This window comes from Marivita sp., assembly GCF_051251565.1.
GTDB lineage: Bacteria > Pseudomonadota > Alphaproteobacteria > Rhodobacterales > Rhodobacteraceae > Marivita.
The window spans coordinates 315,509-330,352 of record NZ_JBPOFB010000003.1 but is presented as its reverse complement, the minus strand read 5'-3'; the positions used below and the strand labels follow the sequence as shown (position 1 = coordinate 330,352).

Sequence of the window (14,844 nt, the reverse complement as noted above, 5' to 3'; positions counted from 1 at the left end):
TATCTTGGGCTGCTACTCGGTGACCTCTGCAATCGACGTGAACAACCGCTCCGGGATAGGAACATCAGAGAAGAAACCCGGTGCAAACGGGTTGAAGCGCACGGCCGCATCAAATTGCAGATTTACTGCTCCGGGCCCGGCCGCAAACGATGCCTCGGCAAGTCCCAAAGACGGGTTCAGTGACACAGATCCGTCCTGAACAAGCCGGAACCAAGACCACGGACCGACGTACTTTTCATTGAAGACTGCCCGCGAACGGGCGAAAAACCGCAGCGTCAGATCATTGTCCTGAAGGCCGACCACTGGCCAGGTTTGGCGATCCCAGAAAACTGGTCCATGTCGGAATTGGTGCAAGGTTGTCCCGGACGCAATCGTCAACTGACTTAGCGTATTAGACATGAAACCGGTTCGGACTGAGAACTCCAAAAACGGCTTGTCCTCGGTAAACATCGCTTCGGTGATCTGGCCGATCCGACGCAACGCGGATTTCGCGTCTTGCGTAAGATCGGCATTTCCTGTCAGCAGGAACGTTGATTGCGGCAGGAACACGCCATCATCAGTTTTGAAGCGCGACAGATACGTCGTTTCAAAAGTTGCCAGTTTCCCTTCAGGCGCGAACAAGTCTGCAAATTCAGTCAGCGGGAAATCTACATCGCTGAACGCATCAAACGGAAACGTCAGCGTAAGTGAGGCCCCGTGCGGCGACATGATTTGGCGCTGCCATTGGCCGTCGATGAACTCATAGACGAACTGCATCGCGCTATCGTCAAGTGTGTCTGCAATACTTCGGCCAAAATTACGGATGATCTCCAGTTCGGAGCGGATCACGAACGCGTTGAGAACGGCCAACGGATTAGCGCTTTCGGCGTTTTGGAAGCGTTCAAAAAGGAATTGCCCGGCCCCATTGGCCGCAGTGGCCGCCTCATCCAGCCATAGGGTCACATCACGAGCATAGGTCAGGAAAAGATCGAACTGGCTTTTCTGATCCCCGTCGCTGCGCAAGGCGTCAAGATAGGGTCGGAATGCGCTACGGATATTGAAAGCGGTTGCGGCTTCGACACTGGCTGACGCGGGCGCAAGATTGGGGGGGGCATCAGTGGCTTCGGAAGTGGGTGTTTCGCTTTTGGGGACCTGCAAAAAGACCTTGAGGTCAGTATTGTCAGAAAGCGCATTCGCAAGTCGGTCCATCGGGTTCTCGGACGGATTCGTCAAAGCCTGCATGAGAACCTGTGCGTCCCCCCAGCTTTCCGCGTCCCGCAACTTGAGCGCAGACATAAATGCGTTCCAACTGGCGATATAGTCTGCCGTATAGCTTTGAGCGACACGACGAAGGATTGCGTTTTCCGTGGCATTATCCAGCGCGCCAATCACCTGTTCATAGCTGTTCAACATCTCCGAAAGCTCTGGCATGTTGCCGTCTTCAAAAAGTGCATCAAACCCAGCGCGTGTGTAGCCACGGGGCACCAGATAGATTTGCGGATCGTCAATCGGAACAAACACTTCGAAAAAGCGCGGTCCGATCAACTGCCGTAGATCGATCCGTTCGGCATAGGCACTGCGCCGCATCAGCGAGGCATACAACAAGTCGGCGGTATCAAGCCCTGCTAGCGTCTTGGCGACCACTGTCCGAAGGCTCTCGTTGCGCTGCTCAGGAGGTCGGTTGATCTCAAAGAGGTCTTCCAGTGTTGCACGCAACTGATCCTGAAAAACGCCCGATACTTCGCCCTGCTCGGCAAGGCCGCTGGCATAGTAGGAAAGAAGCTCGTCTTTGTAGCGCACTTGATCGGTATGAAGCTGCGCTTCTACAGACGCCAACCGGATAAGTTGAACCCCGTCAGCAAGAGCGTTGAACGCAAAAGTTTCCTTCTCGACAAAATCGACCAACGTAGCTTGCAGCCCTTGCGTGAGCTCTTCTTTATAAAGCTCCTCGTAAAGATCCTGCATCGACCATTTCGGCAAAAACGGGCGATAATGCTGTACGTTCAATGCGTCGTAGTCATCCAGACTGGAACGGATGGGTTGCAACATTAACACCCGCTCCACCAGGAAGTCACCGTCCGTCGTGATGCTGCCGACATTCGAATAAAACGCGTCAAAAGCTTGATTAAGCCGCGCGTTAACAACCTCGTAAGCTCTGTAGTTTTCCCAGACAGCCAGGCTGAAACCCCCGACGATCCCAACAAGCGCAAGTGACCAAAGCGTACCGCTCACCCTCGATTGGACTGCATAGCGTCTGTTCGGCTCCGCAAGGAAACTCTCTTTGTGATAGGCGGTTGCCAAAAGGCCCGCGTTCTCAGTGGTTACGCTATCGGGGCTCGCATCTAGCTTGATCACCATCGGAGCTGCACTGAAAAACCGTTGCCCGGCAACCTGACTGAGCGGATCCACTGCGGACATTCCTGCACGCGCGCCAACAAACACAATGCTCTGAAGATTGAGCGGTGTGCGCCTTGGAGGTAGTGGTTGTGCAAGGCCCGTCATGCGGTCGATCAACTGTGTTTTCAAGAGAGTCAGCTGCAATGGTGCATTCAGCAGCGATGCACAGAAATCCGGCGCAAGCTGTTTTTGCAACGCGCTGAACTGCGCGGCGTTCAGACTTTTGGTCAGCTCTTGGAACAGCCGGTCGACCCGCGCCGCCAGAGTCGGCTCTTCAGGCGACAGGAATCCGCCAAAGATCACACCAGAGCCAAGGTGATCCGTCAGAATGGCAGCACGGGCAAGATCTGGAAGATGCTCCAGACCAACAAGTGCAACATGCACAGGGACATCGATGCCAAACTGATAGCTTGCGACATTCAACAGCCGGTTGATATTGGACGCATTGCCGGTTTCGGTGGCAGCCGTCCGCATCAGTCCCGCCAGCTCGTACTCGACGAATGCGCCGTTAATGGCTAGGCTGGGACGGTTCTTCATCAGGTGCCGAAGCACCATGTTCAGCACGTCAAAAGACAGATCAGTGTCAGGCGCAACCTCGATACGGTAGGCAAGCGCGGTGGGTGAGGTCCAGGTGGTAAAGGTCAATCCCTTGTGGACCAGCGGATCACCAAAAGCCACATATCCCAACTCGGCCATTACCGTTGATCGAGTTTCCTTTTCCATTGCAAGGAAAAGATACCATGGCACGCGCATCGGATTGCGGTCGATGATGCGGGCACGGGTGCGGGCCTGGCGAAACTGTTTCGCCGCTGCCTGCCGCAAGGCCCGCAATTCAACCGCTGCGGGCTCATGTACCCAGATACGCTTGCGGAAAATGAAGGTGACAATGCCAACGATCACAACCAGCAACAAAACTGTCCCCAGCCAAATCAGGTAGGGCCAGCTGAACAAGGCACCACTTTGCATACGCAAGGCCAAATAGGCCAATTGCATCACCGTCACACCTGCAAAAATGCCAAGCGCGGCTTTGAGCGCCGTCGCGGACTTCATTGTCGTGGCCGGGAGATGACAGTCCCGCTTTCACTGGTGTAGACGAAATCAACCGCGCTGCCTGTCACGGCCAGCACACGTCGTTCTTGGAAATCGGTGTAAATCGCGTGTTTGGCAGGAAGGCGCACAGCCCAAAACCCAAGACTTATGACTGTAATGGTCACGAAAGCCGCTACAAGCTTTTGCGAGGTCGGGATCTGGCGCATCGGTGGCCGTGTCTCGCGAACGCTCCGACCAGCGGGCTTGACCTCTTGTGACTTAGGCAAGAGATTGAGCGCCGTCTCGATCCGGTTGATTAAGCGGTCGCGTTCATTTTCGGTCCCACGATTGTATTTCCCGCGATAGCCAAGCTTGAGAAAAACATAAAGAATTTCAAGAAACTCTCGCAGCGCTTTGGGCTGCATCAGCGCCCGGTCCGCAATGTTGTAGAAACGATCACCACCATCCCGGAACCCGAAAAGATCAGCAACCAATGTGCGGTTTTCCCAGCCTCTTTCATTACTCCACGGGCTGAGCATCACAAACTCATCAAGCGCGATCGCAAACAGCAGGCACAGATTCTCTGCAACCGACGGCGGGTAGTCAAGATTAACGATACGATACTTCAAATCAATGATCGCCCGCGACAGCTCCATCCGCGTTGTGTTCAACTCGGCACCCGGCGTCAGACGGCTGATCACACCACACATGGCCAGCAAATCGGCTGACGCATTGATAAGTCGGTTGTCCGAACCAGAATAATGACGCAGCGCCCGATCCAGATTCTGCAAATCATTGGCCGAAACCGGCGAAAGGCGGCTCGTATCAGCTTGTTCAAGCTGCCCGTTGCCGCAATTAGGCGGAACACTGGTCTGGGATGTGTCCGTGGGATGCGCTGTCATGTCTAGCCCAGCATGTACAGGGTCGCGTCGACGGTGGAGATCCGATCATCCACATGCAGCGCGAGCGCCTCACGTGTATTGAGGAACTTTTCCCAGTGGACGCTGCTGGTGTTGATGGCAAAGAACGCAGCATCACTGCGCGACCGCAGCTCTGGCGGTGCTGCCGACAGCGGCTTGAGTTCTACGCCTTGCAAACCCCGCGACACCAATTCAGGCATGGCCGAAAGACCGGCCAGTTTGCAGGCAAGCGGGCCCAATTGGGCAAGCTCGGTCGCGCCATTCGGCCCAGACAGGGCCAGAATGGGACGTCGTTCTTCAGCCAGAACACGCGTGGGAATGATCAACCGTAGCAATCGGCGGGTTTCAAACAGCTCGGTGTTCCAGGACAGCGCAAGGACGCTTGCAGGTTTTTCAAGCGTAAGCTTACGGCGCAGGCTTCCCAAAACATCTTCGAACGAGTCCGCCATTTTTTGTGGATCATAAAGAAGGTTTTCCGGCGTGGCAGTACCCAGAATAGCATCCAGTTCCACTGACAAAGTTGCAAGATCGGTGAAAAGCTGGCGCGGTGAAATACGCCCAAGATTCTTAGCGTTCTGCAACACAAGAAGCCAACGATTGAGCACCTGCAATTCAAGCCGCTCTGTCATCAGACTAGCTTCGCTACGAACCCCCGTATCTGTTGCGACACGGCCGGCCGCATTGGCAGCACGCACGCGTGCCAAAGAGATCGTCTCTTCCAGACGTTCAGCCAGAATCCGCGACGCAGGTAGGTCAATCGCATGCGGCATGAAAGAGCGATCAAGGATCACCCTGCCCTCGGCGGTTTTTTCAAGGATGCGCGCTATGGCAATCGTCGCAAATCCAGACAGATCCACACTGCCCAATTTCAGGCTTGCCCCAACATCCGCCAATTCGGTTTCCACCGGTTCGTTGTCGGGATCGTTCAAATCCCGCAACTCGCGGCGGGTCTTGATCATGCGGGCTGTTTCGCCAGCATCCCCAAAATGCGCCGTCCCCATGATCGCAAGGGGAACCGCGATATGAACGATTTCGTCCACCAACCCATCGGGGATGTCGATGACCAGTTCCTTGACCAGCCGAAAAAACAGCCGGTCAGGCAAAACTCCAGCTGCCGTGCGCACCGCGAATTTGCCAATGGCCAAAGCGTCCCCATTCAGTTCCAGCTCGCTCACGCCATAATCGCCAGACCGCAGGTCAAGCTGCGCTACCTCGTTGACGTATCTCTGCAACGAGATATCGAAATGCTGAAAATGCTGCGGAGCAATGAACATGCCCTCGGACCAGACGATGCTGCTATACATCACTCGCCTCCCCCGAAGAGCCCGGACAGTAAGCCAGCAAATAGACCAGGTTTCTTTGCCCTGGTCTCACCTTCCTCGGACGTGTCGACGGGATTGCGGAATTGGATCGAAATCCCCGATGACGTGACCGAAACTGTTACTCCGCTATCAAGTCGCGCTGCGTCTATCGGCACAGCTGCACGAAACTGCTGGGTGCCAAAATCCGCAAATTCCGCGAAGGCCCCAAGATAGAACACGTCAGGTTCAAGGTCGAACGCCACCAGCCGCGTCTCACCCGGATAAAGCGGTGACAAGCTGCGTTTATCCAGGATAACCCCTGCCAGCGCAGGTGCGTTGTCATTGAAGATGTCCCAAAAATCCGCCGCCTCGAATTCAGTCCGCGAACTGAGTTGATAGAGGCGCAAAACGATTGGGTTGGCGGCGTTGTTGTACTGATTGACGTTGGGCCCAACCTGAACGCTCAGCGTCTTGTTGATCGGCATCGGAACCTCGGGTTCCTCGGCACAGGCAGACAGCATTAGGGCTGCTGCGACGAATATGAAATAACGGGAAGCGGTCATAATTTGCGCATCTCCTCTGCGAAAAGCGCCATGAAGGTTCGCCGGAATTCCCCTCCTGCTTTCTTCTTGGCAAATTGCCGAGAATGGATCTGCCAATACCGTTTCTGACGGTTGGCAAGGCGCGGGATATAATCATCATAGTCGTCTTGAAGTGTGGCCGGGTCCAGCTCTTGCAGGAAACGGTCAAGCGCATGCTCCATCGCTTTGGACACTTGCTCGCGGTAATGGCTGGCGCGCAGATGTGCGTCCTGAAACGCCGCTGGCGCCTGATACTGGGCCAAGTCCATGATTTCGACAGGGTCGTTAAAGGAAGTCTTGGCAGCAGCAGGATTGGCTCGCTGTTTGGGTTTCGGCGGCTCGCGCATCACGGGGCCGTCAGCAAAGGGATCGAACATCAGATCGGGGTCCAGATCCATTTCGGCGGCTGAAAACCCCCTGTCAGGGTCTTGTGCGACCTCTTCGATGGCTTCGTCTGGCAACAGCGGCGCGTTTGCCGACATGTCTGTTTCAACGACAAACTTCTGTTTAGGAAAATACTGCACAGGTTCTTCTTCGAGAACCGCTTCTACGATACCGAACAAGAGCTTGTAGCCGGCCAGCCCGACTATATCGCCGTCCTTAAGCGACTGCGGCTCTTTTGGTGGTAAAAGTCTACCATTCATAGTGGCGCCAGACGCGCTCGTATCGTTCACCGAGTAGCTTCCTGTCGCCATTTTTCGAACAACCAGATGCGTCTGCGATATGGTCTTGGACAGATCCGGCAAACAGATATCCGACGCGAAATCGCGGCCAATCGTGAAGGATGTACCATTCAGATAGAACTCGCGTTTCATCACCGTTTCGGTGTGCGGAATCTGAAGAAGCTGAACACTCAGTGTCATTGGGTCTCCAAAACGCAGCGTTGCATATGATCGTTGAAACGGTTCAGAAACAACGGGTTAGCATCCGTGTATTGTTTCGAAAAATGCACACTCATGTCCTGACGCCGAAACGGGATTTTTCGAAACTGGTCTTCGGTCAGGCCGCGTTCTGCCATGAAATGCGCAAAGATCATCTCGTATTCGAGGGCAACGTCGATGTCGCCTACGATCAGCATGTTCAAAAGGGATTCCGCATCGCGCGGGCGCATCACGACGTTGTATCCGTTACGGTGCAAAATCTGCCACTTCGACGTGGCAAATTTTGCACTGTAGCGCGCCGAAAGCGCGTCGCTTGCGTCGTTCGGATCAATGTCCGAGCTGAGCGGCAAATACCATGCAAGGTCCTCTGAAACGACCGGCGCGGACGGTACTGCATAACTCGCGCGCGCGCTTGTGGCGGAACCGACGAAAAAGCCATCGAACTGACCTGTCTGCGTTCCCAACTGAGCCTCTGCCCAGACGGTCATGTGAAGCTCGTAGGGCACATTCATCGCGCCAAGAGCACACCGCACGCGATCCACTGCAACGCCAGTCATCTCGTCGCCTTCGATCATCTGGTAGGGCGGCAACGCCTGAGTGGCGAGCCGTAAAACAGATGTGCTTTGTGCCTGCGCCTTTTGCGGCATTGGCGCAAAGCCAGCAAACACAGCAATAGCAAAGGCCACAAGCACGGAAGGGATGCATCGTTTCATGAGAGTCATTCCATGTTCAGCACAACGTCAGACCCGTCATGGGCAACAGTGATCGAACTCATCGGCGTATTCTCGATCACGCGGGCGATGCATTCTTCGGCCAGACGCGGAAGGAATTTCTTGTTGATGATCGCCTCAAGCGCTCGGCCACCCGAAAGCGGGTCGGAGTTCACACTGACCACGTAGTCCACAAAGCTTTGGTCCCAGCTGAACGCTGCCCCGTATTGTGCCAAAATCCGTTTCTTGATCCGATTGAGGTGAATCTCGGTCAGTTTGCTGCCGGTTTCCGGTGTAAGAGGGCGATAGGCGATCAGCTCGGTGCGACCGATGAAGGCCGGGCTGAACCAGTCCAACAACAATGGACGCAGATGATCTGCCAATTCCTGAGATGTTGGCTCATGGTCAGAGGCGGCGATATGATCCCGGATCTCTTCACCACCAGCATTTGAGGTCATGATGATAATGGTATTGCGGAAATCTACATCGTTGCCTTCGCTATCGGAAATATGACCCTTGTCGAAAATCTGGAAAAACACGTCTTGGATTTCGCGGTGCGCTTTTTCCATTTCATCAAGCAAAAGCACGCAATAGGGTCTGCGACGCACCGCCTCGGTCAAAACCCCACCTTTGCCATATCCAACATACCCCGCGGCGGCACCCAGCAGCAAGGAAATTTTATGCGCCTCTTTGAACTCAGTCATGTTGATCGTGGTTACGGCATCTTCCCCACCAAAGAACTGATCAGCAATGGCCAGCGCCGTTTCGGTTTTGCCCACGCCCGACGGTCCACACATCATGAAGACACCGATGGGTTTGCGCGTATCCGTCAAGCCTGCGCGTGAAATCTTGAGAGACCGCGCAATAGCGGCGATGGCATCATCCTGCCCGATCACACGCTCCTTAAGCGTGTCTTCCAGCGTCAAAAGACGCTCCGCTTCGCTTGCTCCGAGGCTGGCAATAGGCACGCCGGTCCAATCTGATACGACTTCGGCAATCGTGGCCTGCGTCACCCAGGGATGGACAAGGATGTCTTCGTCTCCTGCACCAATGTCCGACGCCGGGGCATGCTCGCCGCTGTCCTGTATCGACGCGCGCGCCGCCTCTAGCCGATGCTTGACCTTTTCCTTCTGGTCTTCCCACATTGAAATCCGGTCCACGACCGTGGCCTGCAACTCCTCAATCGTCGCATTCAAATCGCTTGGATCAAATGTGGCATCGCCAAACATGCGGGAGTCAGAGTCTGATTTTGCCAACTCGGCCTCGACAAACCGCAGCTCCTCTTCAAGAGACTCGATTTGCACCGGCCGCGCATGCTGCGACAAGGCGACCCGCGCACAGGCCGTATCCATCAGGCTGATCGCTTTGTCCGGAAGGCGTCGTGACGGCATGAACCGGATCGAAAGGTCGACCGCCGCCTTGATCGCCTCTTCGCGCACAAACACATCGTGGTGCTTGCTCAGGCCTTCGGACACGGCGCGCATGATGTTGACCGATGCATCCCGCGAAGGTTCTTCAATGGTGATAGGCTGAAAACGGCGCGACAATGCCGGATCTTTTTCGAAATACTTTTTATACTCGGCGAAAGTCGTCGCCGCCACGGTGCGGAATTCACCTCGGGCCAGAGCAGGCTTCAAAAGGTTCGCAGCATCGTTCTGTCCTTCGGTCCCACCAGCCCCGATCATCGTGTGAGCCTCATCGATAAAGACAATGATCGGCGTCTCCGAGGCCTGAACCTCTTTGATGACGTTCTTGAGCCGTTCTTCAAATTCGCCTTTGACGCTGGCTCCGGCTTGAAGAAGCCCCATGTCGAGGCTGACAAGATCGGCACCCTGAAGCTGTTCGGGCACTTCGCCAGACGCGATCTTTTGGGCCAGACCTTCGACAACTGCGGTCTTGCCGACCCCCGGCGCACCCAGAAGGATCGGGTTGTTCTGACGTTTGCGCAGCAACACATCAATGGCTTTTGCGACCTCGTTGGTGCGGCCCAGAACCGTATCCAGCGCCCCGTCACGCGCCAACTGAGTGAGGTTCACCGTGTATTTTTGTAGCGCAGTTCCATCTGTGCTCCCGCCAGCGGCTCCACGCCCGCCTTCGGCTTGCAATCCGACGATGCTCTGTCCTTGCTCGGCGGCAAACGCCCCCAAAGCATCGGTCGACATCGGTTTGAGGCTGGACAATGCAACAGCCTTTGCGCCCAGCGAGTTGGGCAGTTGCGTCGCCAATAGAAACACTTCCGGTGTAACTTGGCCGAGGTTCATTTCGACCGATGCATGCACCCAGGCTTGTTCGATCAGCTTGCTCAGCGACCCCGAGATTGTCGGCTGCTGATGCCCGCTGCCCGAGCCGATGGGCATCTCCCGTTCCAGTTCGGACTGAAGGTCAGACAGGTTGACGCCTTGACCCTCAAGAAACCCCTGCAATTGGGAACCACCACCAAACACGATGTGATAAAGCCAATGCGCAGTCTCTACAGTGGCGGCCTTGCGTTTGATTGCTTCACCGACAGCGTTCTCAAGATCGGTCTTCAACGACGGTGACAAACGGGCGACAAGTTTTGTGAGATTGGCCAATGGACGATACCTCATGCGGAAATTTCGGTGAGTTTGATACTGGCAAGCGCGTCGGGGCGATGCTCAGGTCTAAGAATGTTGTATGCTCCAAGGCAGTCAGCCCGTTCTCGGCGCGCAGACAGGCATGGAGGCTTCAGACAGCGGCGTTTGATTGTGGCGTAAAAGCTCACAGGAACCGGATCACGCAAGTATTGCGCGGTGACAGAGCACAGCTCAGCCAAGCCGTTAGAATCCCGGATCAACGCATCAAGATCGGCACGGCTAATACAGGAAATCCTGACCGAGATATGTCCCATCGGCGTGCGGCCAAATCGACCTAAGAGCGCTCCCTGCCCCAAAGCACCAGTGCTCCGCTTGCGATGGGTCAACGTGCTCAGGCTGTCGTTGTCAATCGGACGCAGCGTGTCAAAATTCGCTGACACCGTCACCGCTGATCCAGTCCACCACCCAAGCATTTCGCGCAACCCTTCAAGGCTCCGGGTGCGGGACAAGAGCGGCAGCAACAGCTTGAGATACTGGGTGTCATCCGGATTCCGTTTCACGATGCGCAAAAGCCGGGACAATATCGATGCGGCCGCTTTGCCGCGATCATCTTGGGTTGCAACCAATATCGCAGCACGGCGCGCGCGCACTTCAAGCGCAATCAGCCGACGATCAAAGATTGCCAGAAAATCCCGCAACCCCGTGTCGTCATCGTGCAACGCCGTCAGCATCGCAAATTGGATGTGATCGGGAAGAGAGCTGTCAAAACTGGTTAACGGCGCGCCGGCAATCTGCGTCGTGGGAATCCCGCTGTTCTGGGCAAGCGTGCCGTCCGATTGCGTACCATCCGGGAACGGATCGAACGCGCCTTGCTGCAAGGCATGTGTATAGTGTGAAAGGGCCAACCGTTCTGCCTGAACCAATGGCAGGTCAATCAAAACACGGGCAGATTCATCATTTATCCGCATACCTGGCCTCCATGCTGGCGGTCAAATATCTTGAACGCATGGGTGCGACCGCGCTCGCGCAGGCTTAGTTTGAAGAACCGATCATAGCTGATAAGCGACGCAAAATAGAGATGCAGCGCGATCGCAAAGACATGCTTGGCAAAAGGAAGCGCTTCGACATCAAGAACCACTTCGATATGACTGCCCGAAGACAAAAGAACCTTGCGACCGATCTTCACCGGGGCAATGGACTGCGTTACCTTCACGTCCCAAATCGCATTGGCCACGTCGGCATAGCCAGACGGCGCACACAGGTGCAGCGCCTCTTTCAAGGCATCCACCGGGTCTTTGGCATCGAAAACCGTAGTGAAGTTGCTGTTGATCAGCGAAAGGAAATCCCAAAGCCGTTCGGCGCGCATGTCTGGCAAGATGGGTACACTTGGTTCGGCAAGCAGACGAAACGGCGTTTCGGCAACACGGTCATCGTTGAAATACACCTTTGTGCCCGGACGTAGCGCAAAGGCTGATTTCCCGTTCGAGCAATACAGTTCCGCCACGAAATCCAGCGCCTCTGGATCAGGACCAAGACCGGCCTCGACCGAAAAGCTCACTTCCCGACGGGCAGTGTCAAACTCGCCCACAGTCATGCGTTCCTGCCAAACAGGCAATGACCCAGCATCGCGTCGTTTCGGTGACGTGATCCGCGGCAAGAGGACTTCACCATCAGCGGTCAGTTTGCGAACATCCCGGATTTGAAGGCAAGCTACGCGCATGTCTGACGCAGTTGTCGGTTTGACCGGCACTTGCGCGCGCGCATAATCGTACCGCACCGGCAAGGATTGATCCTGGTAAAGGTTCACGACCGGAACAACGTTTGTCACCAGATCGCCTTTTTCGAGAGATGTAAGCTGTTGCGCGCCGTTGCTGGACAGGAACAGGCGTAGTTCAACTGACCCTTTGGGCACTTCTGCGAACCCGCCATCCGTTGTGTGCAACGTGAAAAAGGACGCCTTGTCCGGGTAGGCCAGAAAATCACGCAGCCGGGAAAGCGCCGGGGATTGTGCCGCTTCCCATGGCAGGAAGGTCCGGTTTTCCGCACCCATCGTCAGGCCAAACTGGTCAATCGGCAGCATAGTCGTCAGACGTGCGTCCTGTGCGCCGATTTGGGCCCGTGCGTATCCGATGCCAATAACATCGCCGCTCAGCACATCAATCAGGCGGTGTTTCCGCCCCCCGGACGCTGCAACATAAAGCTCGATCTGATCCAGCCCGATATCCATAAACCCTTGGCTGGCATCCAGCGGGGCAAGTGTGATGCAGATCGCCGCTTCGCAACCACGCAGGTTGTCAGGCACATCGAACCGCAACGGCGCGCGCTGCAACGTCACACCTGTGACATGACATGGCTTTAGTCCAACGTCCCGCGCGGCCGTAAACAGACAGTCAAGGTTCTTGTCGCCCAACGTGACTGGCATGCGCGTTCCAGCGGGCAGGACTGTGGCATCGCCAAACTGTTCAGCATCCGCGTCGAGCTTGACCGCCCCATAACTCGGCGCACCAAGCAAGAACGACGGTGCCAACATCCGAACAAGGTCAAGCGCGGTTTCGGGAAGCGTGTCATCCAACCTTTTGGATAATCGCGCTGCGTGCAGCGCCACGGAATCCGCAAGCCGCTGCACATCTGGATCCGAACAGCGCCCGGCACTTACACCAAGAGCCTTGGCCTTTTGGGGATGTGTTGCTTCGAACGCGTCAAAGGCGCGGCGGATATAGTCCAGCTCGGTCTCGTAATACTGTAGGATCTGATCCATGGCGTTACGGGGTCCCTTCTGGATACTGATCCATCCGCGACAGTTTTTTCACGATCTCAACTTTGTCGGTCTTACCTGCGACGCGCACTGCACCTGCGATGTAGAAGGTCACTGCATTTTCAGTTGGGTCCTCTTGCAAGGAGATTTCCGACATCAACGCCAGCCGCGGCTCGAACTTCTCCAACCTGTCGCGCAACATGCTGCGGACCTGCATGTTGCGCTGCCCTTCGCCCAATGCCCAATCCATCGGCACGCCAAAACATAGGTTGGACAGCCGCACGTGGCGCAACTCTGGCCCAACAACCTGCTCCGGCGCGACAGATTGCAAAAGCGTTTCCACATGCAGACCGACCTGCTCCTCGATGGTCTGGTCTTCGGGCATGTTCAAAAAGGCAGAGGCAAAACTCATTTACGCAGCCTTCCCCAGCTTTCCAGCACCGAAATCTGTGCGCAGCGTGATATCGCCCAGCACATTGTCGATCTGGTATTGCGGGCGCACGATGACTTCGCACCGAAACCGCGCGTGATCCGTGGCCGATTCCGACACGCGCACACGCGCCCCTTGCAGCGGGAACCGGGCCTGTAATTCGTTCGAACTGCTGGACCCGGAAACATATGGGTCAAACCAGTCGTTCAGAATTTGTTCGCATTCTGCCGACGTCTTCACCTGCCCAATCAAGGACCGGATCTGAACCTTGAGGTAATGCACAATGCGACAGGCGATCATCACCGATTGCAGCTGGGTTACGATCTCGGCAGACGCGGAACCTCTGGTCTCCGCGACCGAGCGGTTCCCGACGAAATACAGCAGATTGGTCTTTGGGCTTTCGGCAAGCGGGATGAATCCATTTTCGGAATACATATGCGCAAGATTTCTGGTCATGCGTACCTGCGCGCGTGCGCCTCGGGTACAGCCTTTCGGTATCGGATGCTCTGTCGGGGCCAAAACGGCCCCCTCGCCCGGTGTCGATCCCACAAGCTTTAGAAATCCAAACCAGGCGCATCGGATGAATTCCGCAATCGCCGTACGCAGAAAATCATACGCTGCGGACCCCCAAAGCCCTTTGCTCTCGGACGGCCACTGATGAAACCGAAACCCGATATCAAGGTCTTCGTAACGCCCACGCAGCTGCGTCATGGGCATGACCAGCGACAAGAACCGCGCATTGGGCAATGCGCGCAGCGTTTGCCAGCTTTTGTATTCTTCACCGCTCAGGATGTTTGAGATCCGGCGCGTGTCGGTCAACCAGGCAGCATCGTTGTCCCCAAAGAAATCTTCGGCAACCCCCATGACAATCGGACACATCACGGATTCCGAAAGTTCGCAGATCAATTGCGCTGTGTAGAGGTCGTCAAATTCGGTCTCAAGGCTCATGGAAAGTGGATGATCTATCATCGCAATCCCGAAAGGTTCTCCGCCTAGAGTATCCAGCTCGCGTTGTCCCATGAACATGAAAAGCAGGGATTTGCGCAGCTCACTTGTATAGTGAAGGTCCCGCGACAGGTCTTCCCAGCTTAGATCCAAGATCTTGACTTTCACCGACGCGGCGCCGCGTTTGGCCCAGACAACGCTTGCTAACCCGGCCCAACGGGCTTCCATTTGCTGAAAAGCGGGCGCTTCAAGAATGATCGTCATTTGCTCGGACAAAACATCTTCGATGTCCAAAACTGCTTTGCGCAGGAAGGACGTCAGCGCGCCGATATCCGTAAAACGAGCCAACAGATGTTCAAGA

Annotated in this window: 11 protein-coding genes; all 11 read right to left on the bottom strand. The window is 55.7% G+C overall.

The annotated features are described in order from the left end of the window. Positions 1-12: 12 nt before the first annotated feature. Genes ACSHXH_RS06245 through ACSHXH_RS06195 form a run of 11 tightly spaced genes read right to left on the bottom strand, consistent with a single transcriptional unit; the run spans position 13 to position 14,831 of the window. Positions 13-3,426, bottom strand: a complete 3,414-nt coding sequence (locus tag ACSHXH_RS06245) for an ImcF-related family protein (RefSeq protein ID WP_435670911.1) — start codon at positions 3,424-3,426, stop codon at positions 13-15. Beyond that, a complete protein-coding gene (gene icmH, locus ACSHXH_RS06240; RefSeq protein ID WP_435670910.1) occupies positions 3,423-4,307 on the bottom strand; it encodes a type IVB secretion system protein IcmH/DotU in 885 nt (294 codons plus the stop codon). Before icmH ends, ACSHXH_RS06245 begins: the two co-directional genes overlap by 4 nt. 2 nt (positions 4,308-4,309) lie before the next feature. Beyond that, positions 4,310-5,629: a type VI secretion system baseplate subunit TssK gene (gene tssK / locus ACSHXH_RS06235; protein WP_435670909.1), complete on the bottom strand. Its 1,320-nt coding sequence runs from the start codon at positions 5,627-5,629 to the stop codon at positions 4,310-4,312. Continuing rightward, positions 5,629-6,189, bottom strand: coding sequence for a type VI secretion system lipoprotein TssJ (gene tssJ, locus ACSHXH_RS06230; RefSeq protein ID WP_435670908.1), 561 nt, complete (start codon positions 6,187-6,189; stop codon positions 5,629-5,631). Before tssJ ends, tssK begins: the two co-directional genes overlap by 1 nt. Beyond that, positions 6,186-7,022, bottom strand: coding sequence for an FHA domain-containing protein (locus ACSHXH_RS06225; RefSeq protein ID WP_435671005.1), 837 nt, complete (start codon positions 7,020-7,022; stop codon positions 6,186-6,188). Before ACSHXH_RS06225 ends, tssJ begins: the two co-directional genes overlap by 4 nt. Before the next feature lie 44 nt (positions 7,023-7,066). Further along, positions 7,067-7,801: a substrate-binding periplasmic protein gene (locus ACSHXH_RS06220; RefSeq protein ID WP_435670907.1), complete on the bottom strand. Its 735-nt coding sequence runs from the start codon at positions 7,799-7,801 to the stop codon at positions 7,067-7,069. 5 nt (positions 7,802-7,806) lie between these two features. Beyond that, positions 7,807-10,386 carry a type VI secretion system ATPase TssH gene (gene tssH, locus ACSHXH_RS06215; RefSeq protein ID WP_435670906.1) on the bottom strand — a complete coding sequence of 860 codons (2,580 nt, stop codon included), beginning with the start codon at positions 10,384-10,386 and terminating at the stop codon, positions 7,807-7,809. Beyond that, positions 10,383-11,321 carry a type VI secretion system baseplate subunit TssG gene (locus ACSHXH_RS06210; RefSeq protein WP_435670905.1) on the bottom strand — a complete coding sequence of 313 codons (939 nt, stop codon included), beginning with the start codon at positions 11,319-11,321 and terminating at the stop codon, positions 10,383-10,385. The genes tssH and ACSHXH_RS06210 overlap by 4 nt, the downstream gene beginning before the upstream one ends. Then, positions 11,312-13,111: a type VI secretion system baseplate subunit TssF gene (tssF, locus tag ACSHXH_RS06205; protein WP_435670904.1), complete on the bottom strand. Its 1,800-nt coding sequence runs from the start codon at positions 13,109-13,111 to the stop codon at positions 11,312-11,314. The genes ACSHXH_RS06210 and tssF overlap by 10 nt, the downstream gene beginning before the upstream one ends. A 4-nt stretch (positions 13,112-13,115) precedes the next feature. Then, on the bottom strand, positions 13,116-13,520 hold the full coding sequence (locus tag ACSHXH_RS06200; protein ID WP_435670903.1) for a hypothetical protein: 405 nt from the start codon (positions 13,518-13,520) through the stop codon (positions 13,116-13,118). Further along, a complete protein-coding gene (locus tag ACSHXH_RS06195) occupies positions 13,521-14,831 on the bottom strand; it encodes a type VI secretion system contractile sheath domain-containing protein (protein ID WP_435670902.1) in 1,311 nt (436 codons plus the stop codon). Between the last annotated feature and the right edge of the window lie 13 nt (positions 14,832-14,844).

Excerpts from the sequence above, each read along its gene's own strand:
- tssK (WP_435670909.1), bottom strand. The coding sequence starts at position 5,629 with ATGTATAGCAGCATCGTCTGGTCCGAGGGCATGTTCATTGCTCCGCAG.
- ACSHXH_RS06225 (WP_435671005.1), bottom strand. The coding sequence starts at position 7,022 with ATGAAACGCGAGTTCTATCTGAATGGTACATCCTTCACGATTGGCCGC.
- tssJ (WP_435670908.1), bottom strand. The coding sequence starts at position 6,189 with ATGACCGCTTCCCGTTATTTCATATTCGTCGCAGCAGCCCTAATGCTG.
- icmH (WP_435670910.1), bottom strand. The coding sequence starts at position 4,307 with ATGACAGCGCATCCCACGGACACATCCCAGACCAGTGTTCCGCCTAAT.
- ACSHXH_RS06245 (WP_435670911.1), bottom strand. The coding sequence starts at position 3,426 with ATGAAGTCCGCGACGGCGCTCAAAGCCGCGCTTGGCATTTTTGCAGGT.
- ACSHXH_RS06220 (WP_435670907.1), bottom strand. The coding sequence starts at position 7,801 with ATGAAACGATGCATCCCTTCCGTGCTTGTGGCCTTTGCTATTGCTGTG.
- ACSHXH_RS06210 (WP_435670905.1), bottom strand. The coding sequence starts at position 11,321 with ATGCGGATAAATGATGAATCTGCCCGTGTTTTGATTGACCTGCCATTG.
- tssF (WP_435670904.1), bottom strand. The coding sequence starts at position 13,111 with ATGGATCAGATCCTACAGTATTACGAGACCGAGCTGGACTATATCCGC.
- ACSHXH_RS06200 (WP_435670903.1), bottom strand. The coding sequence starts at position 13,520 with ATGAGTTTTGCCTCTGCCTTTTTGAACATGCCCGAAGACCAGACCATC.
- tssH (WP_435670906.1), bottom strand. The coding sequence starts at position 10,386 with ATGAGGTATCGTCCATTGGCCAATCTCACAAAACTTGTCGCCCGTTTG.